Raw genomic sequence first — 23,706 nt, 5'->3', positions numbered from 1 at the left:
CGCAGGATTTCTCCCCTGCGCGGCGTCTCTTCTCCTGGTCCTGGGCGGGTGTTCGACGGCGCAGGCTCCGGAACTGGAACCCGGCCCCTCCACTTCATCTTCGTCCGCGGCGGCAGTGCCGTCGCCGGCTGGCGGCAGCTCCAGCCCATCGGCTGCGGCAGCGCCCGCGCCGTCACTTCCGCAGAGCCTGCGGATACCGGCCACGGGAACTGAGAGCTCTCTGCTGCATCTGGGTCTGCGTGAAGACGGCTCCTTGGAGGTACCCCCGGAAGGACCGGGAGCTCCGGCAAGCTGGTACACCGGTTCCCCTGTTCCCGGGCAGCCGGGCCCCGCAGTCCTGCTGGGACACGTCAATGCCTCCGGCGGGGGCCCCGGAGTCTTTGCTGATCTGCGCGCTCTGCAGCCAGGCGAGCTGATTGAAGTGGGCAGGGAAGACGGGAGCACAGTCCAGTTCGCGGTGGAGCGGGCAGAACAGTACGGAAAGGACAGCTTTCCAACCCTTGAGGTCTACGGCAATACCGATGGCGCGGAACTGCGGCTCATCACCTGCGACGGGTTTGATCCGGCCACCGGCACGTTTGATGACAATTACGTGGTCTATGCGTCGCTGGCGGGTTAGCCGCGAGCCAGCCGGTATTTCAGTCCCAGCCGCACCGAGGACCATTCGCTGTCCAGGATGGAGAACACCACCACGTCACGGCGGGACCCGTTCAGCCAGAGTTCGTTGGAGCGCAGCACGCCGTCCTGCTTGGCGCCGAGGCGGGCGATCGCGGCCCGGGAAGGGTGATTGTGCCAGTGCGTGCGGAATTCGACGGCGATGCAGTCCAGCTCCTCGAAGGCGCGGGAGAGCAGCAAGTATTTCGTCTCCGCGTTGATCAGTGTCCGCTGCGCGCTGGCGGCCAGCCAGGTGGACCCGATTTCCACCCGGCGGTTTTCTGCCTTGATGTTCATGTAGGTGGTCATGCCGCACAGCGTCCCGGTGTCCAGGCGCCGGATCACCCAGGGAGCCATGGTGCCTGCCGCCTGCTGCTCCAGCCGGGCCTGCACTTCGGCGGCCATGCCCTCGGGGGTGGGGATCCGGGTGTACCAGAGGTTCCAGAGCTCCCCGTCCTTCACCGCCTCGGTCAGCTCCGGAACATGGCCGGGGGACAGCGGTTCCAGCCGGACGGTGCTGCCTTCAAGGACTGCGGGAGTGGCAAACGGATTTGGACTCATGCGCTCATCCTAGGCAGGGGAGGGAATTATTCGGTGCGGCACCCCGTTCGCTAAGTAGATGCAATAACATGTATCTATTGGATGCGAGGAAAGGTGGCTGTTGTGGCCGAACGCAGGATTGTTGCCGTAACCGCCGGGCTGGGTGTTCCGTCATCGAGCCGGATGCTGGCCGACCAGCTGGGTGCAGCCGCGCAGGCACGGCTTCAGGAGATGGGACACCATGCCGTGCTTACCACCTACGAACTGCGTGAGTATGCAGTGGACATCGCCAACGCGATGGTCTCCGGCTACGCGGCGCCCAAGCTCGAAGCGCTGCTCAATGAAGTGGCCGACGCCGATGCCCTGATCGCGGTCTCGCCGGTTTTCAGTGCCTCCATGAGCGGACTCTTCAAGTCCTTCTTTGACGTGATGGATAGGGACGCCCTGGATGCCAAGCCGGTCCTGGCCGGAGCCACGGGCGGAAGCGCCCGGCATTCTATGGTGCTGGATTTCGCCCTTCGTCCGCTTTTCGCCTATCTGCGGGCACGGGTTGCGCCTACTGCTGTCTACGCGGCACCTGATGACTGGGGCGCCGGCGGCGACGGCATCTCCGCCCTGGATGACCGGGTACAGCGGGCGGCTGCTGAGCTGGTGGCCCTGCTCGGTGACGCGCCGGCCTCCCGGCCGCGCCGGGATCCGGGCGAATCGCTGCCGTTCGAGCAGCTGCTGGTCCGGATCCAGCCCCGCCAGTAGCGGTTAAGGGCTATGCCTGTCCGCTCAAGGCGGAGAACGATGCCCGGATCTGTTCCGGGCTGCGGCCAGCTCCCAGCAGTACGGACAACAGCACCCGGGCCTTGTGAGCGCCCAGAGTCCCGGAACCGATGAGGCCGTTGCCTAAGAGATCCCGCTCGCTACCAGGAAAGCCATAGCTGTTCCGGAGTACGGGCCCAGCCGGAACCCGGGTGGAAAGGACAACAGGCATCCGGGCAGCGAGTTCCTTGGCTGTCTCCGCCCATCGGGAGGAGACATGGCCTGCCCCGAAGCCCTGTAGGACCAGCCCCGCATACCCCAGGGATTCGACTGCAGCTAGCTGCCGCGGGTCGTCCCCGAGGCTGAAGGGCAGCAGTGCCACCGGGGGATGCTCCGCCGCCAGGGGCAGGCCCGGACGCGGGGCAGCCGGGTGCGCTCCGAGCAGCACGCGGCCCTCGCTCACGAAACCGAGCGGACCGGCGCCCGGTGAGGAAAAGCCGGCCACTGAGAAAGTGTGGGTCTTCACCGCGGAACCTGCCGGGTGAAGTTCGCCGGCGAAGCAAACCAGCACGCCCAAGCCGCGGGTCAGCTCGGAGGCGGCGGCGATCACGGCATCAGCGACATTCCCCGGGCCGTCGGGGGAGACGGCGGAAGCCGGACGCATGGCACCGGTGACGATCAGTGGTACATTACTGGGCCAGGTCAGGTGCAGTGCCCAGGCAACCTCTTCCAACGCATCGGTGCCGGTCGAGAGGACGATGCCGTCGGCTCCGTCCGCCACGAGTGCGGACAGGGACCGGGAGATACCGGCGATCCTGTCCAAAGTAAGTTCCACAGAAGGCAGCATCTCCAGGCTGTGTGCCTCGACGCTGACCCCGGCAGGGAGGTCCACGCCAGCCAGCTGGCGCCCGGCATCGAGGACGGGCCGGACGCCACCGCCGGGAACGCCCGTGCTGGAAATGGTTCCGCCCAGGGCGGCATAGGCGATCCTCATGCGACTGTGTCCTGCAGGGCGGTGGCCGTTGCAGCCGGCGAGGCGAATATGCCGGTGCCGGCCAGGGCATCGAGGGTGCCGCAGAGCAGCGCGATCTTCTCCGGCAGCGCCGGTAGGTCAACATATTCATCCGCCGTGCAGATCCCGCCGCCATCGGCGCCCAAGCCGTCCACGGTAGGTATGCCTAGGGCGGCCGTGAAGTTGCCGTCGGATCCTCCCCGGGTGGAGGCGAAGCGGATGTCCCGTCCCAGCGCCGCGCCGCAGCGCCGGACGATTCCCTGCAGGGGCTCCTGGTCCAGGGAACCGGGATAAGCCGGCCTAGTGATGCCCCCGCTCAGTTCGGCGGATGTCCCGGGGACGGTCGGGCAGGCGAGGACCTGACGCACGTGGCGTAGCAGGTCTGAGGCATCGGAGTCCGTCGCGGCACGAAGGTCGATGTTCAACTCCGCTTTGTCAGGTACCACCTGGCGGGCCGTCCCAGCATGCAGCTCTCCGACATTCAGGATGCGGCCCGCTGCTCGGTCGCTGGCGGATTCGATCGCCGCGGCCATTCTCGCCGCAGCGATCAGCGCACTGGCTCCTGGATCGTCCGAGGACGCATGGGAATTGCGCCCCGTTATCCGGACCTTCAGCGCTCCCACCGCGCCGCGGTGTCCAACCAGGGAAGCGTCGGCCCGTCCGGGTTCCATGACCAAGGCAGCATCCGCGTTACGGGCGTGCTCTTCGACCACGGTGCGGCCGTGGATGCTGCCGAGTTCCTCATCCCCGGTGGCGACCACCGTCAGCCGCTCTGGGCCGGCCCACCCGGCACCGTCAAGGAAGTCGAGGGCGGCAAAGGCCACCACCCAGCTGGCCTTCATGTCCAGGATGCCCGGCCCCATGGCCCGGTCCCCGGAGACCCGGAAAAGGGGCGGCGGGTAGGTCCCGGCCGGCCAGACGGTGTCCAGATGGAGCAGGAGCACCACGGCACCCCGGCCGCTTCCGGCTCGGGTGGCTGCAACGTGGTTGCCACCCCGGGGATTGTTGATGATGCGGCGGGCGAAGTTCCGCCGGGTCAGTTCGCCGGCGAAGAGATCCGCGGCTCGGTCCACGTTCGCTTTGTCAACGGAACCGCTCTCGGTCCGGACAAACCGTTCCAGGTCACGGGTCAGTTCCTCGGTCCTTCGGCGCCAGTGGTCGCGGGCATCGGACAGCAACACGATCGTTCTCCTTCGGGGACGGCAGCGTTTTAGGCTCGGCCGGCAGGGCGTGGGGGGAGCAGTTCGTCGGCAATGGACGGGACTGCGGCGCGCAGCAGCGCAGCAACGGTCTCAGCCCGGGTGGTGAGCCGGGATCCGCGGACGGTGGCCATCACCAGCGGAACTGGGGCAAAAGTGTCCTCCAGCTCTAGAGCGACGACACGGCCGCCATCGTAGGTCAGGTCATGCACCGGGCGCTGGTTAAGGATGGAGTAGCCCAGGCCCGCCGCGACCATGGACCTAACGGTTTCAAAGTTGGGGCTGCTGAACGCAATCTGCGGCCGTAGGCCATTGTTCTCAGCGATGTCCAGGAAATAGCGGCCCGGGAAAGGCATATCAAGTAGGATCATCCGGTCCTGCGCCAGCTCGGCTAGGGTGATGCGGCGTCTGCGCGAGCGCAGGGCCAGCCGGTGGCGCTCGTGAACGATGACATACGGTGCGGAGACCGCCAGCGCCTCGGTTGCGATCATGCCCGGGACCTCGCTGCCGTACGTCAATGCGATTTCGGCTTCACCGGTGAGCAGCGATTCGAAGACATCCCGCTTCTCTCCCTCCAGGACGCGGATGGAGAGAAGCGGGTAGTTTTCCCCGACCTGTTTCAGGATTCGGGGCAGGTAGAACGGGCTGAGGGTGTGGTAGCAGCCGAGTTTCACCTCGCCCTCGACGCTGTCACCCAAGCCGCTGGCCAGGGAGAGCATGTCGTTGGCCCGGGCTAGGAGGTCCCTGGACTGCAGCACGAATTCCCGACCCGCGGGCGTTAAAGTGAGCCCGCGTGCGTGGTGGCGCAGGAACAGCTGGACTCTCAGGTGTTTCTCCAGCTGGGCGATGGCATTGGAGACGGCGGACTGGGAGGCATGCATGGCGCGCGCAGTGGCCGTCATACTGCCGGTTTCAGCGGCGATCGCGAAGTAGCGCAGCTGGGTCAGCGTGAAGCCCGGGTCGTCCTGGGTTCCGCGCTGGAGCAGATCTGCATCGTCGGCGTCTCTCATGCGTTCCTTCCTAGCCGTTTTCGGCCTCAAGCTGCCCGCTAATCTCGCGGTATGCCTCCCGGGGATCATATGCTCTGGCCCGGTAGCGGGCCGAGCCGGACAGCCACATGGAGGTGAGGTCGGAGAGCCGGGCGAGCGGCTGATCTTCCCAGTCCACCCGGACGTCGACTACCGGCCAGTCATCGCCGGCGAGCACCATGACCCCGGCAGAGCGCAGCTCGCGGACCTCTCCGCCGGCGTCCTGCCCGGCCTGGAGCGCGTGCACCAGGCGCAGGGCCATCGGCGCGGCCGTGTCCGCACGGAAGGCGTCCGAAACCGCGGCAAGGACTTCGGGGTTGGCCAGCATGTTGCCCGCGACCATGTGGTCTCCGCCCTCTAGGACGGCGTGCCGGCCCAGGACCTTTGGGCCGCTGTAACCGGCGTGGGCGCCGTTGAAGCCCATCACCGTGAGCTGCCGGTACTCGAAGTGCGGTTCACTTTCCGCCAGCGTCTCGAGAGCGGCAGCGGGGTCGTCGCCCTGGGCGAGGCTGGCGAGCAGCTTGTCCCCGAGCCGGGGGTCGGTGATGCTTTGCGAGCAGGAGATGCCGGCGGCTGGATTGAAGCGGATGCAGCGGGCGGCCACGGAGAAACTCGAGGAGGTGACCGCTGCACCGACGGCGGAACCGTCGGCGCAGCGGGCAACGATGGAGATGGTCATTCTTAGGCTTCCGGGCCTGCCAGCGCCAGGTCCCTGGCGTAGCGCTCGGGCAGGATGTTGTCCGAGAGCCCGGCCGCTTCCTTGACCACGTCCAGGGAGTGGTTCCAGTCGAAGGAACGGTAGAGCGCATCGGCGTTCGCGAACGGCGGGGACTGGGCGAAGAGCTGGAAGGTGACCCGGTGTCCGGCGTAGTCGCTGTTCAGCAGGTCCCGGGCGTAGGCCAGCAGGCGGCGGCGGTCTTCGGCCACCCAGTTCTCGTTCACGCTGTAGAACTTGTTTAGCCACGGCCCGGTCTCCGGGTGCTGGAAGGATGCGTAGTCGGGGGTCAGGACCATCTGGCCGCCGCAGAGTTCGCGGGCCAGGTGCATCATTTCCGGCAGCTGGCTGGAGGCCAGGATGCGTCCTGAGTAGAGCAGGGACTGGTTGGGCATGTAGAGCCCGCCTGGGCTGGTCTCGCCCAGCTTGACGGCCGCCGTCAGGTGGGCGTGGATGCCTTCGCGGTAGCAGGCGAGGCGGGCCAGCTTCTCCTGGACGGCCGGGACCTTGTCTAGGCCGGTCTGCTTCACGTTCCATAGGGCGGTGCCGATCAGCATGTCGGCGAGTCGGATGACGCGCAGGACGAAGGGGTAGGCGCTGTAGCGGTGCAGGGTCTGGCGGATGTAGGTGGCGGCCTTGGTGTGCTGGTAAAAGAAGACGTCTTCCCACGGGATTTCGACGTCGTCAAAGACCACTAGGGTGTCCACTTCGTCCACCCGGTTGGAGAGCGGGTAGTCTTCGGGCTTCTGCCGTCCGGCGAAGCCGGACCGGCAGATGAACTTCAGGCCGGGGGTGTTCATGTCCAGGGAGAAGCCCAGCGCGTATTCGGAGAGTTCGGAGTTGCCCCAGTTGGCGATGGTCGGCTTGACGAAGGCCCGGTTGGCGTAGGCGGCGGCGGTCTCGTACTTCGCGCCGCGGACGATGATGCCGCGCGAGGTCTCGCCGACGGCGTGCAGGAGCATGTCCGGATCCTGCTCGTGCGGGGGACGGGAACGGTCGCCCTTGGGGTCGGTGTTGGCGGAGACCTGGAAGAGGTCAGCGGTCACGGCGTCATCCAGATGTCGGCTGATGTTCTCCGAGTACGCGGGATTGACCTCGTTCAGGACATCGCGGCCGTCGTACAGGGACCACATCTCGCCGATGGTCGCGTCGCCGACGCGCGTCACCACGCCCTTGACGTCGTCCATGACTGCTTCGACGGCCCGGCGCTTGTCCAGCCAGTCCTGCTCGGAGTACGGCCGCTTGTGCGCGATCGAGTTGGTTTCCCCGTTCTCCTGGTACGTCATGATGTCCCGGGTTCCGTCTTCGTGCGCCATGTCGTAGATCCGGGCGCGGACGTTGATGGCGGGCTTGAAGACGGGGTGGTTGAGGATGTCGTCAACCTTCTCTCCGTCAATCCAGATGTCCCGGCCTGTGTTGATGGACTGGCGGTATTCCTCGCCGGTGCGGATCATGTGTTTCTCTCTCTTTCGTGGGTCGCGAAACCGGAAAGCGGGCTAGGCCCGCGGTGAATGGGTGCCGAAACGGCGGGCGTGGTAAGTCATGGGCTGCGCATCCGGTGCCCCGGGCACGCTCTCGGCCGGCGAGGCGATGAAGACGTGGTGGGTGCCGTAGCGGTGGGCGCCGACGAGGCGGCACTCGAAGACGGCGCTGCTGCCCGCCAGCTGCGGCTGGCCGAGGGCGCCTGCCTGCCACTGGTGCCGGGCGAAGTCATAGGGCGCCCCGCCGTCAACGGACTGACCGGCGAAGGTTTGGGCGGCGTCCGCCTGACCGTCGGCGAGGACGTTTACGGCCAGCGTGCCATTGGCCAGCACGGCCGCGGCCAGCGGGCTCTTGTCATTTACGCAGACCAGGAGGCAGGGCGGATCGGCTGAGACCGAGGCCATGGCGCTGACGGTCTGGGCGCAGCGGCCGGCCGGGCCGTCGGTGGAGACGATGGTGACCGAGGTGGCTGCGGCGCCCATGGCGCGGATAAAGGCCTCCCGGGCGTAGTTTTCGCTCTGGACGGGTGCCGGTAGGACCGGGCGGGGATCGGTGGGTGCGAGGCTCATGGTGTTCATCCTCCGGGACTCTGAAACAGAAATAAAACGGATTCAAACGCAAAGTGTTATCGATAAAACTGTTGCAAGTGGGTACGCGGAACGGCCGCCGTTGCCGAAGCAAGGGCGCTGTGATTCAAGGGTGTGCGGGGTGTGGATGGAAACCCGGGACCGGCCCCCGAAAGTGGGATGGAGGCCGGCCACGGGCGGCTAGAGGGCCTGCAGGAGGAAGCGGCGGGTGATCTCCTCGGCCGGGTCGGTGAAGACCTGCTCTGGCGGTCCCTCCTCCAGGATGCGGCCCTGGTGGAACACGGCCACGCTGTTGGCGACGTGCCGGGCGAAGCCGAGCTCATGTGTCACGACCATCATGGTCATGCCGTCGGCAGCCAGGGATTCCATCACCGTCAGCACTTCGCGGACCAGTTCGGGATCCAGTGCCGACGTCGGCTCGTCGAAGAGCAGAACCTGCGGAGCCATCACCAGGGCCCGGGCTATGGCTACCCGCTGCTGCTGGCCGCCGGAGAGCTCCGAGGGGTAGGCGGATCGGCGGTCCGTCAGGCCCACGCGCTCGAGCATCCCGTCGGCAATGTCCCCGGCCTCCGAGGCCGGGATGCCTTTGACCCGGCGCAGCGCCAGCATGACGTTCTCCCGGGCGCTCAGGTGCGGGAAGAGGTTGAAGGACTGGAAGACCATGCCCAGCGGGCGGCGCTGCAGGGCCAGCTTGCCCTCGGGCAGCGGCCGGCCGCGGCCGTCCACGCCGACACGCTCGCCGTTCAGCAGGACGTCGCCTCCGTCCGCGTGCTCCAGGAGAGCGGCCAGGCGCAGCATGGTGGACTTGCCGGAGCCGGAGGGCCCGAGTACGGCTTTGACCTCGCCGTGCTGCAGGGACAGATCCACGCCCTTCAGGACCTCGGTTGCGCCGTAGCTCTTGCGCAGGTTGCGTACTTCGCAGACCGCCGTAGTGGTGCGGGGCAGGGTTGTCTGGCTCATGTTCACACACTCACTTCGGTCTTCTTTGGCTGCGCTGCAGCTTTAGCGGAGGTCCACCGGTAACGGCGTTCGATGTAGTGCTGGACCAGCATGAGCGCGCTGACGATCGCCAGATAGTAGACAGCGGCCGCACTGTAGAACTCCGCGTACCGGAAGGTCCGGGTGACCTCGTTCTGGGCTGCGGTCATGAGCTCTTCCATGGCGATGACGCTTGTCAGGCTGGTGATCTGCACCTGCAGGATGATCCGGTTGCCCAGCGGGGGCAGGATCGTGCGGATGACCTGCGGCATGATGATCCAACGGTAGGTGCCTGCCGGTGCGAACCCCAGGGCACGGCCGGCCAGGCGCTGGCCCTCGTTCACCGAACCCAGCCCGGAGCGGAAGACCTCGGACATCAGGGCCGTCTCATGCGCCGTCAGCGCCAGCAGGGCCGCCAGGAACGGGGTGTACCAGGATCCGCGCAGGGCCGGGATCATCTGGGGCAGGGCGTTCCAGGCCAGGATCAGCAGGAGCAGCACCGGCAAGGCGCGGAAGACCCAGGCATAGCCGAGGGCGAAGAGCGCCAGCGGACGGAAGGTGCTGCGCCGCAGCAGCGCGACTCCCAGTCCCAGGACGGAACCCAGGAACTGCGCCAGGAAGGCCAGTCCCAGGGCCAGTGCCGCGCCTTTGAGGAAGGCCTGCGAGGTCAGCGCCTCCAGAAACAGGGTGACATCGAATTCCATGCCGGACCTACGCGCCGTCGGAGATGGACTCGGGGCTCAAATTGAACTCTTCGAGGATGCCCGCGAGCGTCCCGTCGGTCCGCAGCTTGTCCATGGCGGAGGTTAGGGCCGGTTCCAGGTCCGCGTTCTTATAAAGGAAGCCGGTGACGGATCCGGTCGGGAAGAAGGTGGGTTCGTAATCCAGGCCCGTGCGTTCCTCTGAGAAGAAGGAGGAAGCGAAGACCTCGGTCTCGCCGGCGGCGTCGGCTTTGCCGTTCATGACCGCGTTGACCGCCGTGACGGGGTCGTCGTAGTTCTGGACCGTGATCGGCTCGCTGCCGTTTGCCTCGAGGTCGGCGCTGACCGCTTCGATCGTGCTGGCCTGGACGGAACCGCGCTGCACGGCGACGGTCTTGCCGGCCAGGTCCTGCGGCCCGGCGAAGCTCTCTCCCTCGGGGAAGATCAGTGCGACGTTGGCGGCCAGGTAGGGCAGGCCCTTCATGGCCTCCAGCCGTTCAGGGGTCAGGAAGAATGCGCCCATCGCCATGTCGCAACGGTCGGACTGGATGGCCGGGATGACGCCGGCAAAAGCCATCCGGGTGAAGCTCACCTCGAGGCCGAGTTCCCCGGCCACTGCCTCGGCGAGGGAAGGCTCCACGCCGACGAATTCGCCGTTCTCCATTGAGTACATGGGTGCGTAGTTCGAATCCGAGTTGCAGACGGTGAGTTTCCCGTTCTCGATGAGCCCGGGCAGGCCGGTTTCATCGGCTGCTTCGGCGCTGCCGCAGGACGTCAGGACGAGGGCCAGTGCTGCAGTGCCTAGCAGTGCCGGTAGGCGGCGTCTGTTCATTGCATCTCCTTGGGGCACGCGGCTGCCATGGAGGCGGGCAGCCGATTCTGTGGGGAATTCAAGTATCTTCGGGGGACGAAAATAAGCACAACCGCTCCCTACGCATACCAGTCATCGATTTTTCTGATGCATGCTGCATGTCTGCCGGATTGGCGCGGCGTTACCGGGATCACGAAAACTGTGCGCCTCAATCCTGTAACGCAGAGTTAACATGATGGGTCCGCGGCCTGTTACGGCGCACTCAACGAGCAGGGGCTGATGCCATGAACGCTTCACCGGTCATCACCATCCTTCCCGAACCGCCCACCCACCTGGCTGACGCCGTGCGCGATGGCGGCGGCGTCACCGCGCCGCTGTCGGAGGCGACCTCGGGGCTGGTGGGTCCTGGCGGGGGAGCCGCTGGAGCACTTGGAGAACGGCGGCGCTCGCCGAGGGCCGCATCGCCGGAGCAGCGCTGGACGTCACCGACCCGCAGCCGCTGCCGGACGGGCACCCGCTGTGGAGTGAGCCGCACGCCCTGCTGAGCTGGTGGCCCTGCTCGGTGACGCGCCGGCCTCCCGGCCGCGCCGGGATCCGGGCGAATCGCTGCCGTTCGAGCAGCTGCTGGCCCGGATCCAGCCCCAGGGTTAGGCCTACCGGCCTACCGGCGCAGGGGAGCATACGGAGAGAGTTCGTCTGCTCCGGTGCCCTCAACGATGTACTCCGCCAGCAGCCTGCCGCTGACCGGGCCAAGGGCCACGCCCCACATTCCGTGCCCGCCAGCAGCGAACACCCTGGGCGAACGAAGACGGCCCAGCACGGGCAGTCCGTCCGAGGTCACTGGACGGGAGCCAACCCAGATGTCGCGGACAGAACCCCAATCGATGCCTCTCAGCATGGGCGAGGCAGCGGCAATGATGGATTCCACGCGGGCGTTCTCCACGGGGTGGTCGGCGTTCCTGAACTCCATGGTGCCTGCGATTCGGATTCCGCCCTGGTAAGGGGTGGCGACCACTCGCTCCTGCGGCAGGTACAGCGGGCCGGTGAGCGGTGCATCGGCGTCCACGGTGAAGGAGTAACCTCGCCCCGCCTGCAGCGGAACCCTCAGTCCCCACTGGCGGCCCAGTTTTGGCAGCGAGGCGCCGGATGCAAGTATCAGCACATCGGCCTGCAGGGCCGCTCCGTGGGCGGAAACCACCTGGACGCCGTCCGGGCTTTCAGCAGTGGTTACTGCCCGCCAGCCTTCTGAGATGACGGCGCCCCTGCTGCGGACCGCCGCGGCAAGGGACTGGACGAAGGCGCCCGGATCCACGTAACCCTGCCCCAGGACGGTCAGGGAAGCAGTGACCTCCGGCGAGAACTGCGGCACTTCGGCAGCCGGCCCGACGCTCAGGGGCTGGCCGAGGCCTGCCAGATCGGCAAGGTGTGCGCGGAAATGCTCCGCGTCGCGTTCACGGCGGAACCCGACGGCGTAGGGGGCTTCGGTGACCGCCGGAACAGCGCCGTCGTGCCCTAATTCCTTGAAAGCCTGGTCTGCCTGGGTGCAGAGCCTGGCCAGGGCCTGCGCCGTGCGTTGCCAGCGGGCAGCTGTCATATTGCGGCTGAACCTGGCCAGGAAACGCAGCAGGCCGGGATCCGCCTGCAGGGGTATATGCAGCGGAGCATCGGCGCGGAGGATGGACTCGACCGCGTGTTTCCAAGCCCCGGGTTCCGCGAGGGGTGTCACCATGCCCGGCACTACCCAGCCGGCGTTGCCCCAGCTTGCGCCGGAACCCGCCCTCCCGGCGTCAACGACCGTGACGGCGACGCCGCGCTCCTGCAGGTACCAGGCGGTGGACAAGCCCACGATTCCGGCGCCGACAATCACGGCGCTGGCGGGTGCGGTGCGGGAAACGGGTGTCACTGTGCTCCTAGAGGTGTCGGCTCATGCGCTTTTCGGCCAGTACCGAAAGCCAGGTGGCGGGGATGGAGATCGCCGCGTACAGCAGTCCCGCGGCGATGAAGGCCGGGAGGTACTTGAAGGTGGACGAACCCGTTGAATAGGCCTGGCTCATGAGTTCGGGGACCGCAACCGTGTAGGCAAGAGACGTTGCCTGGAAGAGCAGGACGGCGAATCCCATGAGCGAGGGCAGTGCGATCCGCAGTCCCTGTGGAACGACGATGAAGCGCAGCCGGTCCCGTGTGCTCAGGCCCAGGGCATCGGCCCCTTCCACCTCTCCGGCGGGCACAGCCTGGATTCCCCCGCGAATCAGTTCTGCCGTGTAGGCGGCCGTGGTCCAGGTCAGGGCCAGGCAGGCAGAGACCAGCGAAGACAGGGTGATCTGCACGTTGGGCAGCCCGTAATACATCAGCTGGAGCAGGACCAGCGCCGGAGCGCCGCGTCCCACTTCGACGAAGAACACGGAGATCAGCCGGAAGGCCCGGTTGGGCGCGGTCACGCCGAAAGACAGCAGCAGCCCCAGCGGCAGGCCAAGGAGCAGGCTGGACACTGTCAGCACCAGGCTGGTCTGGAGACCGCCGAGCATGGTGGGCAGAAGAGCCGTCACATCAGGGAAGAGTCCGTTCACCGGGCCACCACCTTCCGCATCTTGGTGTCCAGGTGCCGGGACAGCACACCCAGCGGCAGGCTCAGGGCGATGTAGACGCCGGCAGCAATGAAGAAAATGAGGATGCCTTCCCCTGATTGGCGCGCGTACTGGTTGGACATGTACACGATTTCCGCCACTCCGATGGTGGACGCGATGGATGAGTCCTTGAGCAGGCCGATTCCGTAGGTGGTGTAGGACGGGATGGCTGTCCGCCAGGCCTGGGGGCCAACTACCCGGCGCCAGAGGGTGACGCGGGTGAAGCCAAGCGCGCTGGATGCCTCCCACTGCCCGCTGTGCACTGACGTGATCGCGCCGCGGAAAATCTCCGCAAGGTACGCAGCCGAGACGAGTCCCAGGCCGATGACTCCCGCTTGGAGGGCTGAAAGCCGCACCGCGCCAATTGAGACGCCGTAGTACAGGATGAAGAGCCAGACGACCGGCGGGATGCCGCGCAGCAGGTCGATGATTCCGCGGCACACGAGCCACAGCAGGCGGTTGCCGCTGCGCAGTCCCGCCAGCAGCGGCAAGGCCGCAACCGTACCCAGCGCCAGCGCAAGCACTGTCACGAGGATGGTCATTGGCAGGCCAATGAGGATGGCTTGAAGCATCTGCATACGATCAGCGCTCCAGGACGGCACGCAGGAAACGGCGTGTCCGTTCGTGCTGCGGATCGCTCATGACCTGGTGAGGCTCACCGGATTCGATGATGCCGCCGTCGGCCATGACCACCAGCTCATCGGCCACGTTCGCAGCGAATCCCATTTCGTGGGTCACCACGATCATGGTCATGCCCTCGGACGCCAGTTCCTTCATCACCTCAAGGACCTCGACGCCGACTTCCGGATCCAGCGCGGACGTCGGCTCGTCGAAAAGCATCACCCTGGGGCCGAGTGCCAGCGCCCGGGCGATCGCGATGCGCTGCTGCTGTCCGCCGGAGCACCTGGCCGGGTACTGGTCGGCCTTGTCTGCCAGGCCCATCCGGGTCAGCAGTTCCATGGACTTGGTATTGGCTTCGTCCCGGCTCCGGCCCAGCACGCGTTCCTGCGGCAGGCTGATATTGCGCAGTACGGACATGTGGGGGAACAGGTTGAAGTGCTGGAAGACCATGCCGGCGCTGCGCCGGAGTGCTGCCAGGTTCCTGGCTGAGACCTTGGCGCCGGCATTTATGAGGTGGCCGTCGATTTCGATTTCGCCGCTGTCCGGTTTCTCCAGCAGGTTCATGCAGCGCAGCACGGTGCTCTTGCCCGCACCGCTGGGACCGATCATGGCTGTAACGGAACCTTCGGGCACCTTCAGCGAGACATCGCGCAGGACTACGTGGTCCCCGTAGGCCTTGGCGAGGTTCCGGACCTGTACTACCAGGTTGGTCGAGACGGGAGCGATACGGGACATGGGGTATCCATCCTTTTACTTCGTGGTGCGGACCGGTTGGTCCAGGTCCGCAGCGGCCACTGCGCGGGCCACGGCAAGGTCTTCCCAGGGCATGCCGGTGCTTTTGAACACCACCGGCATGCCCTTCGGACGGGTTCTTTGGCCGGTCACCAGATCGGCGAGGGTGATCAAGTCAGGCGGGTCTGCCAGTGTTCCCAGGCGGATTGCCTGGATGACGTCTCCGGCCTCGCGGAGTGCCGAGTCCCGGGATTCGACAACGACGGCGCTGCGCCCCATCAGCGCCTCATCCAGTTCGCGGGCATCGGGTTCGTGGGATCCCACTGCTATGACAACCGTGTCCTGGCCGATGAGGTCCGACTCGAAGAGCGGATCACGGGATGCCGTGCAGCAGATCACTACGTCTGCCTTTTTGACGCTGCCGGCCTCTGCCGCCAGGGCGGTGATTCCCAGCTCCTTCTGCGCCCGGGCTGCGAGCGAGGCGGCCGCCGCAGGATTCCGTCCAACGACGGCCGCTTCCCGGATGCCAAAGACGTCGTGGAACGTCCGGATATGCTCCCAGGCCTGCACCCCGGTACCAAAGACCGTCAGTCTCAGCGGTCCGGTTCCCAGAAGCAGCCGCGCACCGAGCGCAGAAACCGCAGATGTCCTGAGATTTGTCAGCTCGATTCCGTCCAGCACCGCCTGGGGTGCGTTGTCCGGGCCTCCGAAAAGGACATAGAGGCCTTGGATCACTGGGGCATTCCGGGACGGATTATCCGGGCTGATGGTTAGCAGCTTGGTGCCTGCCGCACCGTCCCAGGCGGAGGGCATCTGCAGGAACTGCCCCGCCGGGAGGTCTACCCGTGTCCGCGGTGAGTCCTGTTCCGGATTGAGGCCGGCAGCCAGCGCGGCGTGCAGTGCGTCGACTGCCCCTGATGGGCTGAGGGTCATGCGCAGCCGGGGGCCGTCGATGAACCTGGGAGATGCGGTGTTCATGGAGTACTCCGGCGCGTTACTGGATCAGCCGGGGTTCGCCGGTTTCGGCGGCGGTTTCCGGAAGGCCGTTGGCGGTCAGTATTTCTGCAACTGTGCCGTCTTCCCTCATTTTTTCGATGCTGGCGTCGAGTGCCTCGGTGAGGCTTGAGTTTCCCTTTGTATGCGGGAAGCCGATCTGTGCCGCTTCCTTGGAGGCGATGACCCGGTCATCGGGATCAACTACTTCAACCGAGAAGTCCTTTGAGTCCGCGTACATCAGGGCTGCGGAACCGAATCCGTCGAGGCCAACCTGGATGCGTCCGGACTTCAGGTCTGCCTGCATTTCCACAGCGCTGGGATAGATGGTCAGTGCGTCGCCAAGTACTGCCTTCATGTCGGTAACCCAGAGGTAGCCGTCCACGGTGCCTACTTTGAGGGTTTCCATTTCCGGAATGGAGGTAACGCCGTCCGCGGAGATGGATGCCATGTCATCGGTGTAGACGGGGGCGGAAAGGTCCACGATCTCGGCGCGCTGGGCAGTGCGGTAGTAGCACCCGATTGCGACGTCGGCGCGGTTGCTCTGCACCGCGGGAATTGTTCCCGCGTAGGAGGTTTGTTCGAGTTTGATTTCCAGGCAGTTGTCTTCGGCGAACTGCGCGATCAGATCGGCGTCCGCTCCGGTGGCCTTGCCATTGGAAACAGAGGAAAAGGGCGGGAATTCAGGGGCGGCGACCGTGAGCACGCCCTCCTGGAGGGTTTCGACGTCGTGCTGCGGCACGCAGTCGTTTGCTACCGAGGAAGCGGTGGAGGTACTGCCGCAGGCGGTAAGCGCAAGAACTGCAAAGCCGGTGACGGCAAGGGCGAGAGTGCGTTTAGCCATGATTCTGTCCTTAGGGGAGTAGAGTGAGATATGACCTGTAATACACAACCGGTTGTCGATAACTCTCAGGGCAGGGTGCGACATATGTCAAGGTTTTTTGGTTTATGGCGCAGGCGGTTCCGGTTTGTGAACGCCGAATGTGCTTATCCTGAGTGCGAGTAGATAAGGAGCAAATCATCATGCTCGAAAGTGACACGGCCCCCGTGATTGGACTTCACGGGCGCACCCTCCACCGGGGCACCCTCAAGGACGAGGCGCTGGGGGTCGTGCGGTCGGCCCTGCTGTCCGGGGAGATGAAACCCGGGCGGATTTATTCGGCGAACTCACTCGCTGCGCAATTGGGTGTTTCCAACAGTCCGGTCCGCGAAGCCATGATGGATTTGGCGGGGAAAGGCCTGCTCGAAGTGGTGCGCAACAGGGGATTCCGGGTCGTCGAAATGACGGACGAGGATCGGCAGGAAGTTTATGACCTGCGCATGCTGGTAGAGGTTCCGGCAGTAGTCCAGGCAGCGCAGCGCGGGCTCTCCAATCAGGAACAGGTCCAGATCCGCGCCCTGCTGCAGGAGGTCCTGGATACCGCGAAGACCGGAAACATCCGCGAATACCTTGATGCCGACCAGGCGCTGCATATGGGCATCGTTGGTCTGCTGGGGAACCGGCGGCTGTACGGCATCGTGGAGAACCTGCGGGATCAAAGCCGGGTGCGTGGTTCCTACCACCTCTCTGAGCGCGGTGTCCTTGCCCAGAGCGCGGAGGAGCACCTGCCCATCGTCGATGCGCTGATCTCCGGCAACGCAGACGTGCTTCAGACCCTGATGGTGGAACACCTCTCCTACGCCCGCCCCTAGCCGGCGAGGGCCGCGGCCTCACTCATGGCGCCCAGCAGGCGCTCGACACTGGTGCGCTGAAGCATCGCCGGGCGGACGAGGGCGTTGATGGACCTGCTGGCGCCGGACGCCAGGGGAGAGACTGCGGTGGTGCCGGGATGCAGGGCCAGCATCGAAGCCGTGGCCACTGTTGTTCCCATGCCTGCTGCGGCCAGCGCAAGGGCCAGCGCTGTATCAGTGACGGTATGCACCGCTGCCGGGGTGATTCCGTCAGCGGCCAGTGCCAGCCTCGCTGCACGCCCAAACAGGGAATCTGCCGCGGGAAGAATCCATTCGGTGGCCTCGTCATACCGGAGGCTGCCCGTCCCGTTGTATCCGGGCGCCGATACTACTGCCAGTTCCTCCCGGATAAGCGGGCGGGAAATAACCTTTGCCGGATCCTCGCCCGGCAGGTTGCTGTAGCCAAGAGCAAGGGCTGCATCCACACTCCCGGACAGGACTGCGGGGAGGGCCTGGTCCGGAGCCACCTCCAGGAGTTCGACCCGCAGCTGGGGATCGGTGCGGGTGAGCTGCTGCAGTGCAGGGACAGCGCAGGCGATGGCTGCAGAACCGAATACTCCGAGCCGGACCACGGAGTCGATTCCTGAACCGAGGCCGTCCAGGGCCGCTGAAGCCTCAAGTTCCGCCGCCAGCATTCCCAGCACATGGCGGTGCAGGATTCGCCCGGCATCTGAGAGGACCAGCCGCCGGCCATCGCGGATAAAAAGTGCCTGCCCGGCTTCTTTTTGGAGGGCTGACATCTGCTGTGAAATGGCACCCACCGTATAGCCGAGCTGTTCAGCAGCGCCGCGCATGGAGCCGTTCTCGGCAACGGCCGCGAGCATCCTGAGCTGGCCGAGCGTCCAATTACGCATTCAGGCTCCAAGGTTTAGCTTTCCTAAAGACTATTGAACAGAAACTTTAGCTTGATCTTCTTCGCCCTGCCTCTAAAGTGTTATATATAACCCGTAACCAATAGGGCGAGCTTCAATCCTCTCACCGGCTCAACTTTGCGGTTTACGGTTCTCTCTCATCTTCCAGTGCTGTTGGATCGCTGCAACGGCATTTCCTTTCCCTCAAGGAGGTACGCCTTGGCGAACCAGGTGGTATCCCTCTCCCACGAACCAGCGCAGCCGGACCACGCCAGCGTGGTGATTATCGGCGGCGGCATCATGGGAGTCAGCATCGCCTATCATTTGGCGGCCGCCGGCGTGCGCGGCGTAGCGGTTATCGAGCGGGCAGAACTCGGCTCCGGTTCCTCGGCCAAACCGCTGGGCGGTGTGAGGGCGACCTTCTCCGATCCAGCGAACGTCGCACTGGGCAAACGCAGCCTGGATGCCTACAAGAGGTTCGGAGAGCGGTTTGGTGCGGACATTGGACTGCGCGAGGTCGGCTACCTGTTCCTGTGCCGCAGCCAGGCCGAGGTTCTGGACTGTGAGGCCAGCGTTGCGGTCCAGAACTCCTTCGGCACCAACAGCCGGATGATCTCCCCTGCCGAGGCCGCGCAGATCAACCCGTTCCTGAACCCCGAAGCGCTGGTCGCGGCGTCGTACTCTCCGCAGGACGGCTATGCCGAGCCAGCGCGGGCAGTAGCCGCCTACACGGCCGCAGCCAAGGCCGCCGGGGTGTCCTTCCATACCGGCACCGAGGTCCTGGCCGTGGAAACAGCAGGCGGGTCGATCCGTTCCGTCACCACAAACCGCGGGAAGATCCGCACTGAAGCTGTGATCTGCGCTGCCGGCGCCTGGTCACGCCACGTGGGTCAAATGGTGGGAGTGGAGCTGCCCGTTACCCCCGTCCGCCGGCAGATCGGCATGACCCGGCAGAAGCGGCAGCCGCATCCTGAGGTGCCGTTCACCCTGGACCTGTCCACCACCATGTACTTCCACAACTACCGCAACGGCATGCTCCTGGGCATTTCAAACCAGCAGGCGCCGGGATTCGGCCGGGACTTCAGCTTTGAGTGGCTGGGTGAATTCAACGCGGCAGCCCGCATCTGCGCTCCGTCGCTGGCCGAGCCCGACCTGGAGTTCGGCTGGGCAGGACTGTACGAGAACACTCCCGACCACAACGCGCTCATCGGGGCCTCAGACGAGGTCTCCGGATTCTTCTACGCGACGGGTTTTTCCGGCCACGGGTTCCTGCAGGGTCCCGCTGTCGGGGAACTCGTCCGGGACCTTTACCTGGGCCGGCCGGGCTTTATGGATGTTTCAACGTTCTCGGTTACGAGGTTCCACAACGAGAACGAAGCGCTGGTGCGCGAGGTCCACATCATTTGATTCCGGACCACGGCGGCCCGGATCGGCAAATCCCAGAAAGGATGAAGATGGGTTTTCAACAGCCTTGGCAGCTCAGGGCAGAGTTCGCCCGCAGGCTATCAACCATGTACGGAACCGAGGTCCCGGCCTACAACACACTGGTGGACGTCTCCACCGAGGTGAACCAGGCCTACCTGCTGGAGCACGGGACGGACGCAGAGCGCCTGGGCAGCATTGACCGGGTCACGGCGGAAAGGCACGGCGCCATCCGGGTGGGCTCCGAACGTGAGATGGCACAGGTGGCACGCATCTTTGCTGCGTTTGGCATGTACCCCGTGGGATTCTACGATCTGCGCGATGCCTCCACATCAGCGGTTCCCGTGGTCTCAACAGCCTTCCGGCCCATCACCCCTGATGAGCTGGCCCGCAATCCCTTCCGCGTCTTCACGTCCATGCTCGCAGTTGAAGACTCACGGTTCTTCGATGACCGGCTGCAGGCGGAACTCGCTGATTTCTTCGCCCGCCGGGAACTGTTTGGCAGCGAACTGCTCGATCTGGCTGACCAGGCGGCAGCGGACGGAGGACTCGGGGAACCCCAGGCCCAGCGGCTCCTGGAGCTGGCGACGGCGGCATTCGAGCTGTCCGCGGATCCGGTGGACCACGACTGGTACCGGCGCCTGGAGGCCATCTCTGCCGTTGCCTCGGACATTGGCGGTGTGGCGAGTACCCACATCAACCACCTCACCCCCCGGGTGCTGGACATCGACGCCCTCTACGCCGGTATGGAAGCCCTGGGCATCACCATGATCGATGAGATCCAGGGCCCGCCGCGCTGGGACGGCCCGGATGTGCTGCTCCGCCAGACGTCCTTCCGGGCGCTGGGCGAGGAGCGGCTCTTCCGTTACCCCGACGGCTCGGTCCGCCAGGGGGAACTGCGTGTCCGCTTCGGCGAGGTGGAAGCCCGCGGCATTGCCCTGACTCCTGCCGGCCGCGACCTGTACGACCGGATGGTCCTTGCCGTGGATGCCCGGCTCCAGGAGGACCCGGCCTTGGACCGCCAAAGTGCGGCCCGGGCCGTCTGGGAAGAAAACCTGCCCCGTTCGGAAGCGGAACTGGCCGCCCGGGGCCTGGCGTTCTTCACGTTTACGGCCAACCAGGAGGCAGCCGCCGGACTTCCCCACGAACCCCTGACCCTTCCCGAACTGATCCGTGCCGGTGCTGCCGTTCCGGAACCGATCGTCTACGAGGATTTCCTGCCGCGCTCAGCGGCCGGGATTTTCCAGTCCAACCTCACGGATGAGGGGTCGAAGAACGAGGCCGAGCAGGCGGCGGACTACGACATGGGCCGGATGTCGGAGATTATCGGACGTCCCGTGCATGATCCCTACGAGTTGTACCAGCAGCAGCAGGATGACTCCGTCAGGGCGCTCGCCGAGGCGCTCGGCGTCGACATCGTTCCGTCCGCCACCACCGCCACGGCCGCCGCCGGCAGCTGAAAGACCAAAACGATTCCACACACCCGTTTGGCGCCAGGCGCCAGCCGCACAGAACAGGAACACGCATGACTTCTACCACCCAGACCACAGAACTGGCCCGCCGGGTCCAGGATGCCCTCGCCGCCTGCGGTGTTGCCGACGACGCCTTCGGGGAAGACCGGGGAACCCGCTCACCGCTGACGGGCGAGGCCCTGGCTGGGCTGCGGAACACCACTGACGAGGAGGTGGATGCGGCAATTGCGGCAGCCCACGAGGCGTTCCTGTCCTGGCGCCAGGTACCCGCACCGGTTCGCGGCAATGTGGTCAAGCGGTGGGGGGAACTGCTGACCCTTCACAAGGATGACCTGGCGGCAATCGTCCAGGCTGAAGCGGGGAAGATCACCTCGGAAGCGCTTGGCGAAGTCCAGGAGATGATCGACATTTGCGACTTTGCCGTGGGCCAGTCCCGCATGCTCTACGGCAAGACGATGCCTTCCGAGCGGCCGGGCCACCGACTCATGGAGACCTGGCATCCGCTGGGCGTCGTCGGCGTGATTTCCGCCTTCAACTTCCCGGTGGCCGTGTACTCATGGAACACCGCGCTGGCACTGATCGCCGGTGACACCGTGGTGTGGAAGCCCTCGGGTACAACCATGCTGTCAGCCCTGGCTGCTGATGCGCTGCTTGCCCGCGCAGTTGCCGAAAGCGGTGCCCCCGCTGGCATCCACCAGTTGATCGTTACGGACCGCTCCGGCGCGCAGCGCCTCATTGAGGATGAGCGGGTTGCCCTGGTCTCCGCGACCGGCTCGGTGCGTATGGGCCGGGAGATTGCCCCGAAGGTAGCCGAGCGTTTCGGGCGCACCATTTTGGAACTGGGCGGAAACAACGGAGCGATTATCACCCCCAGCGCGGACCTGGACCTGGCGCTGCGGGGCATCGTGTTTGCCGCCGTCGGAACCGCAGGTCAGCGCTGCACTTCCATGCGCCGGCTGATCGTGCACGAATCGATCGTCGAGGATCTGACTGCCAAACTGGTGGCGGCCTATTCCAGCCTGAGCATTGGAATCCCACTCGATGAAAAGAACCTCGTGGGTCCGCTCATCAACGAAGGCAGCTTCCAGGCCATGCAGGATGCGCTCAGCCAGGCCCGGGCTGAGGGCGGCACCGTCCTTACCGGAGGAGAGCGGGTGCTGGCCGAGACCTACCCGGATGCCTACTACGTGCAGCCCGCGATTGTCCGGATGCCTCAGCAGAGCGCCGTGGTGCACGATGAAACGTTCGCCCCAATCCTCTACGTCATGACCTATTCCGACTTTGACGAGGCAATCGCCTTGCACAATGCGGTTCCCCAAGGTCTGTCCTCCGCGGTGTTCACCCAGGACCAGACGGAAGCCGAACGCTTCCTCTCTGCCTCCGGCTCGGACTGCGGAATCGCCAACGTGAACATCGGCACTTCGGGCGCCGAGATCGGCGGGGCATTCGGCGGCGAGAAGGAAACCGGCGGCGGCCGGGAATCCGGTTCGGATTCCTGGAAGGCCTACATGCGCCAGGCCACCAATACCGTCAACTACTCCGGTCAGCTTCCGCTGGCCCAGGGCGTTGAATTCCTCTAACCCCGGTCTCTGACCATCCAGCCAGTTACGTTGAAGGAGCAGGTCTCAAGTGGCAGATGTTTTCGAGTTGATGGACGAGTGGGGACCGGAAAAGGTGGTCGCGGTCAGCGACAGTAAGACCGGTATGAAAGGTGTCCTGGTCATCGACAACACTGCCCGCGGCATGGGCAAGGGCGGGACCCGGATGATGCCCACGGTCTCGGTGGGGGAAATCGCCCGCCTTGCACGGGTCATGACCTGGAAATGGGCCGGTGTGGACTTGTTCTACGGCGGGGCCAAGGCTGGAATCCAGGCGGATCCGCAGTCCCCGTACAAGGAGGAGATCCTGCGGGCCTTCGTCCGAAGGCTCAGTAACGAAGTGCCCGCAGAATACGTCTTCGGCCTGGACATGGGACTCACCGAGGACGACGCAGCCATCATCAATGATGAGCTGGGGGACCGCGGTGCCGCTGTGGGAACTCCTTATGAACTGGGTGGAATCCCGTATGACAAGCTCGGCGTCACTGGATACGGGGTGGCCGAGGTAGTGGACCAGGCAGCCGCTGCCATCGGGCTGGAGGGGCGGCGGGTAGCGTTGCAGGGGTTTGGCGCGGTGGGCCACGCCGCAGCCGGACGCCTGCACGCGCTGGGCTACACGGTGGTTTCAGTCTCTACCGCCGCCGGTGCCCTCCATGATCCGGCGGGGCTTGATGTTCCGTTGCTGCTGCAGCTGCGCGAGGACCGGGGCGATGCGCTGGTGGATTTCCTGCCGCACCTGAAAATCCAGTCCGGCACGGAGCTGCTCGTGGATGCTGACATTGCCGTACCGGCGGCGCTGCAGGACGTGATCACCACTCGGAACGCCGACGGGATCAAGGCGCGCCTGCTGGTGGAAGGGGCCAACCTGCCTACTTCCCCGGAGGCCCAGGCATTGCTGCATGCACGCGGAGTGACCGTCATTCCGGATTTCGTGGCCAACGCCGGCGGGGTGGTTAGCGCAGCGTTCGCCATGGACGCCAGATACTCTGCGTTCCGGCCGGAGACGGAGCAGATCTTCACGGCTGTTTCCGCGAAACTGCGGGCGAACACCAACCAGGTGCTGGAAGAATCCTTCCGCCGCGGCGGAACCAGCCACGAGGCAGCACGTGCGCTGGCTCAGGAACGGGTCCGCGTGGCCATGGAACTGCGTGGTAAGCCGCTGCGCACCAGCGGAATTCCAGCAGCACTTTCCACCGGGCGCTGAG

Annotated in this window: 24 protein-coding genes and 1 pseudogene; 8 read left to right on the top strand and 17 right to left on the bottom strand. The window is 65.5% G+C overall.

Going from position 1 to position 23,706, the window contains the following annotated elements; translation table 11 throughout:
• Positions 1-115 precede the first annotated feature (115 nt).
• Positions 116-619, top strand: coding sequence for a class F sortase (locus ACWGQ2_RS03060; RefSeq protein WP_452014198.1), 504 nt, complete (start codon positions 116-118; stop codon positions 617-619).
• Here the strand turns inward: ACWGQ2_RS03060 and ACWGQ2_RS03055 are convergent.
• Positions 616-1,215: a GNAT family N-acetyltransferase gene (locus tag ACWGQ2_RS03055; RefSeq protein WP_452014196.1), complete on the bottom strand. Its 600-nt coding sequence runs from the start codon at positions 1,213-1,215 to the stop codon at positions 616-618. The genes ACWGQ2_RS03060 and ACWGQ2_RS03055 overlap by 4 nt on opposite strands.
• A 102-nt stretch (positions 1,216-1,317) precedes the next feature.
• Here ACWGQ2_RS03055 and ACWGQ2_RS03050 point away from each other — a divergent pair, with 102 nt between their 5' ends.
• On the top strand, positions 1,318-1,947 hold the full coding sequence (locus tag ACWGQ2_RS03050) for an FMN reductase (RefSeq protein WP_452014194.1): 630 nt from the start codon (positions 1,318-1,320) through the stop codon (positions 1,945-1,947).
• A gap of 10 nt (positions 1,948-1,957) precedes the next feature.
• Here ACWGQ2_RS03050 and ACWGQ2_RS03045 read toward each other — a convergent pair whose 3' ends face one another.
• From ACWGQ2_RS03045 to ACWGQ2_RS03005, 9 genes are all read right to left on the bottom strand, one after another.
• Positions 1,958-2,938 carry an asparaginase gene (locus tag ACWGQ2_RS03045; RefSeq protein ID WP_452014192.1) on the bottom strand — a complete coding sequence of 327 codons (981 nt, stop codon included), beginning with the start codon at positions 2,936-2,938 and terminating at the stop codon, positions 1,958-1,960.
• Entirely contained in the window at positions 2,935-4,137 is a 1,203-nt protein-coding gene (locus ACWGQ2_RS03040) for a M20/M25/M40 family metallo-hydrolase (RefSeq protein WP_452014190.1), read from the bottom strand. The genes ACWGQ2_RS03045 and ACWGQ2_RS03040 overlap by 4 nt, the downstream gene beginning before the upstream one ends.
• 29 nt (positions 4,138-4,166) lie before the next feature.
• A complete protein-coding gene (locus tag ACWGQ2_RS03035) occupies positions 4,167-5,165 on the bottom strand; it encodes a LysR family transcriptional regulator (protein WP_452014188.1) in 999 nt (332 codons plus the stop codon).
• Between the two features lie 10 nt (positions 5,166-5,175).
• Positions 5,176-5,862 (bottom strand): DUF1028 domain-containing protein, encoded by a 687-nt coding sequence (locus ACWGQ2_RS03030; RefSeq protein ID WP_452014186.1) that lies wholly within the window; start codon positions 5,860-5,862, stop codon positions 5,176-5,178.
• Positions 5,863-5,864: 2 nt separating this feature from the next.
• On the bottom strand, positions 5,865-7,352 hold the full coding sequence (locus tag ACWGQ2_RS03025) for a 4-hydroxyphenylacetate 3-hydroxylase family protein (RefSeq protein WP_452014184.1): 1,488 nt from the start codon (positions 7,350-7,352) through the stop codon (positions 5,865-5,867).
• Positions 7,353-7,394: 42 nt separating this feature from the next.
• Positions 7,395-7,949 (bottom strand): flavin reductase family protein, encoded by a 555-nt coding sequence (locus tag ACWGQ2_RS03020; protein WP_452014182.1) that lies wholly within the window; start codon positions 7,947-7,949, stop codon positions 7,395-7,397.
• Between the two features lie 198 nt (positions 7,950-8,147).
• Positions 8,148-8,927 (bottom strand): amino acid ABC transporter ATP-binding protein, encoded by a 780-nt coding sequence (locus ACWGQ2_RS03015; RefSeq protein ID WP_452014180.1) that lies wholly within the window; start codon positions 8,925-8,927, stop codon positions 8,148-8,150.
• 2 nt (positions 8,928-8,929) lie between these two features.
• Positions 8,930-9,649, bottom strand: coding sequence for an amino acid ABC transporter permease (locus ACWGQ2_RS03010; protein ID WP_452014178.1), 720 nt, complete (start codon positions 9,647-9,649; stop codon positions 8,930-8,932).
• A 7-nt stretch (positions 9,650-9,656) separates the two neighbouring features.
• Positions 9,657-10,478 (bottom strand): transporter substrate-binding domain-containing protein, encoded by an 822-nt coding sequence (locus ACWGQ2_RS03005; RefSeq protein WP_452014176.1) that lies wholly within the window; start codon positions 10,476-10,478, stop codon positions 9,657-9,659.
• A 421-nt stretch (positions 10,479-10,899) separates the two neighbouring features.
• Here ACWGQ2_RS03005 and ACWGQ2_RS03000 point away from each other — a divergent pair.
• A pseudogene (locus tag ACWGQ2_RS03000) lies at positions 10,900-11,004 on the top strand (NAD(P)-dependent oxidoreductase); the annotation flags it as partial.
• A 114-nt stretch (positions 11,005-11,118) separates the two neighbouring features.
• Here the strand turns inward: ACWGQ2_RS03000 and ACWGQ2_RS02995 are convergent.
• From ACWGQ2_RS02995 to ACWGQ2_RS02970, 6 genes are read right to left on the bottom strand one after another with little or no spacing between them, the layout of a single operon-like run.
• Complete coding sequence (locus ACWGQ2_RS02995; RefSeq protein ID WP_452014174.1) at positions 11,119-12,360, bottom strand: NAD(P)/FAD-dependent oxidoreductase; 1,242 nt, start codon at positions 12,358-12,360, stop codon at positions 11,119-11,121.
• 7 nt (positions 12,361-12,367) lie between these two features.
• Entirely contained in the window at positions 12,368-13,024 is a 657-nt protein-coding gene (locus ACWGQ2_RS02990) for an amino acid ABC transporter permease (protein ID WP_452014172.1), read from the bottom strand.
• Positions 13,021-13,659: an amino acid ABC transporter permease gene (locus ACWGQ2_RS02985; RefSeq protein WP_452014170.1), complete on the bottom strand. Its 639-nt coding sequence runs from the start codon at positions 13,657-13,659 to the stop codon at positions 13,021-13,023. The genes ACWGQ2_RS02990 and ACWGQ2_RS02985 overlap by 4 nt, the downstream gene beginning before the upstream one ends.
• A 4-nt stretch (positions 13,660-13,663) precedes the next feature.
• Complete coding sequence (locus ACWGQ2_RS02980) at positions 13,664-14,437, bottom strand: amino acid ABC transporter ATP-binding protein (RefSeq protein ID WP_452014168.1); 774 nt, start codon at positions 14,435-14,437, stop codon at positions 13,664-13,666.
• A gap of 15 nt (positions 14,438-14,452) precedes the next feature.
• The gene (locus ACWGQ2_RS02975; RefSeq protein WP_452014166.1) at positions 14,453-15,412 is read right to left on the bottom strand and encodes an ornithine cyclodeaminase family protein; all 960 of its coding nucleotides are present in this window, start codon (positions 15,410-15,412) and stop codon (positions 14,453-14,455) included.
• 16 nt (positions 15,413-15,428) lie between these two features.
• The gene (locus tag ACWGQ2_RS02970; protein WP_452014164.1) at positions 15,429-16,271 is read right to left on the bottom strand and encodes a substrate-binding periplasmic protein; all 843 of its coding nucleotides are present in this window, start codon (positions 16,269-16,271) and stop codon (positions 15,429-15,431) included.
• A gap of 179 nt (positions 16,272-16,450) precedes the next feature.
• Here ACWGQ2_RS02970 and ACWGQ2_RS02965 point away from each other — a divergent pair, with 179 nt between their 5' ends.
• Positions 16,451-17,119 (top strand): GntR family transcriptional regulator, encoded by a 669-nt coding sequence (locus tag ACWGQ2_RS02965; RefSeq protein WP_452014162.1) that lies wholly within the window; start codon positions 16,451-16,453, stop codon positions 17,117-17,119.
• Here the strand turns inward: ACWGQ2_RS02965 and ACWGQ2_RS02960 are convergent.
• On the bottom strand, positions 17,116-18,012 hold the full coding sequence (locus tag ACWGQ2_RS02960) for a LysR family transcriptional regulator (RefSeq protein ID WP_452014160.1): 897 nt from the start codon (positions 18,010-18,012) through the stop codon (positions 17,116-17,118). The genes ACWGQ2_RS02965 and ACWGQ2_RS02960 overlap by 4 nt on opposite strands.
• A gap of 216 nt (positions 18,013-18,228) precedes the next feature.
• Between ACWGQ2_RS02960 and ACWGQ2_RS02955 the strand changes: the two genes are divergently transcribed.
• From ACWGQ2_RS02955 to ACWGQ2_RS02940, 4 genes are all read left to right on the top strand, one after another.
• Positions 18,229-19,416 (top strand): NAD(P)/FAD-dependent oxidoreductase, encoded by a 1,188-nt coding sequence (locus ACWGQ2_RS02955; protein ID WP_452014158.1) that lies wholly within the window; start codon positions 18,229-18,231, stop codon positions 19,414-19,416.
• A gap of 41 nt (positions 19,417-19,457) precedes the next feature.
• On the top strand, positions 19,458-20,891 hold the full coding sequence (gene hglS / locus ACWGQ2_RS02950) for a 2-oxoadipate dioxygenase/decarboxylase (RefSeq protein WP_452014156.1): 1,434 nt from the start codon (positions 19,458-19,460) through the stop codon (positions 20,889-20,891).
• Between the two features lie 65 nt (positions 20,892-20,956).
• The gene (gene amaB, locus ACWGQ2_RS02945) at positions 20,957-22,483 is read left to right on the top strand and encodes an L-piperidine-6-carboxylate dehydrogenase (RefSeq protein ID WP_452014154.1); all 1,527 of its coding nucleotides are present in this window, start codon (positions 20,957-20,959) and stop codon (positions 22,481-22,483) included.
• Between the two features lie 49 nt (positions 22,484-22,532).
• Positions 22,533-23,705 (top strand): Glu/Leu/Phe/Val family dehydrogenase, encoded by a 1,173-nt coding sequence (locus ACWGQ2_RS02940; RefSeq protein ID WP_452014152.1) that lies wholly within the window; start codon positions 22,533-22,535, stop codon positions 23,703-23,705.
• Position 23,706: the final 1 nt, after the last annotated feature.

The organism is Arthrobacter sp. NPDC055585, from assembly GCF_053619115.1.
Note: the sequence above shows the minus strand (reverse complement) of the source record. Positions and strands in the feature narration are given on the sequence as shown.

What these genes read in the sequence shown, in the direction of transcription:
- ACWGQ2_RS02960 (WP_452014160.1), bottom strand. Translation starts at nt 18,012, where the DNA reads ATGCGTAATTGGACGCTCGGCCAGCTCAGGATGCTCGCGGCCGTTGCC.
- ACWGQ2_RS03025 (WP_452014184.1), bottom strand. Translation starts at nt 7,352, where the DNA reads ATGATCCGCACCGGCGAGGAATACCGCCAGTCCATCAACACAGGCCGG.
- ACWGQ2_RS03005 (WP_452014176.1), bottom strand. Translation starts at nt 10,478, where the DNA reads ATGAACAGACGCCGCCTACCGGCACTGCTAGGCACTGCAGCACTGGCC.
- ACWGQ2_RS03035 (WP_452014188.1), bottom strand. Translation starts at nt 5,165, where the DNA reads ATGAGAGACGCCGACGATGCAGATCTGCTCCAGCGCGGAACCCAGGAC.
- ACWGQ2_RS03015 (WP_452014180.1), bottom strand. Translation starts at nt 8,927, where the DNA reads ATGAGCCAGACAACCCTGCCCCGCACCACTACGGCGGTCTGCGAAGTA.
- ACWGQ2_RS02975 (WP_452014166.1), bottom strand. Translation starts at nt 15,412, where the DNA reads ATGAACACCGCATCTCCCAGGTTCATCGACGGCCCCCGGCTGCGCATG.
- ACWGQ2_RS03030 (WP_452014186.1), bottom strand. Translation starts at nt 5,862, where the DNA reads ATGACCATCTCCATCGTTGCCCGCTGCGCCGACGGTTCCGCCGTCGGT.
- ACWGQ2_RS02970 (WP_452014164.1), bottom strand. Translation starts at nt 16,271, where the DNA reads ATGGCTAAACGCACTCTCGCCCTTGCCGTCACCGGCTTTGCAGTTCTT.
- ACWGQ2_RS03010 (WP_452014178.1), bottom strand. Translation starts at nt 9,649, where the DNA reads ATGGAATTCGATGTCACCCTGTTTCTGGAGGCGCTGACCTCGCAGGCC.
- ACWGQ2_RS02965 (WP_452014162.1), top strand. Translation starts at nt 16,451, where the DNA reads ATGCTCGAAAGTGACACGGCCCCCGTGATTGGACTTCACGGGCGCACC.
- ACWGQ2_RS02980 (WP_452014168.1), bottom strand. Translation starts at nt 14,437, where the DNA reads ATGTCCCGTATCGCTCCCGTCTCGACCAACCTGGTAGTACAGGTCCGG.
- ACWGQ2_RS03045 (WP_452014192.1), bottom strand. Translation starts at nt 2,938, where the DNA reads ATGAGGATCGCCTATGCCGCCCTGGGCGGAACCATTTCCAGCACGGGC.
- ACWGQ2_RS03055 (WP_452014196.1), bottom strand. Translation starts at nt 1,215, where the DNA reads ATGAGTCCAAATCCGTTTGCCACTCCCGCAGTCCTTGAAGGCAGCACC.
- hglS (WP_452014156.1), top strand. Translation starts at nt 19,458, where the DNA reads ATGAAGATGGGTTTTCAACAGCCTTGGCAGCTCAGGGCAGAGTTCGCC.
- amaB (WP_452014154.1), top strand. Translation starts at nt 20,957, where the DNA reads ATGACTTCTACCACCCAGACCACAGAACTGGCCCGCCGGGTCCAGGAT.
- ACWGQ2_RS03020 (WP_452014182.1), bottom strand. Translation starts at nt 7,949, where the DNA reads ATGAGCCTCGCACCCACCGATCCCCGCCCGGTCCTACCGGCACCCGTC.
- ACWGQ2_RS02985 (WP_452014170.1), bottom strand. Translation starts at nt 13,659, where the DNA reads ATGCAGATGCTTCAAGCCATCCTCATTGGCCTGCCAATGACCATCCTC.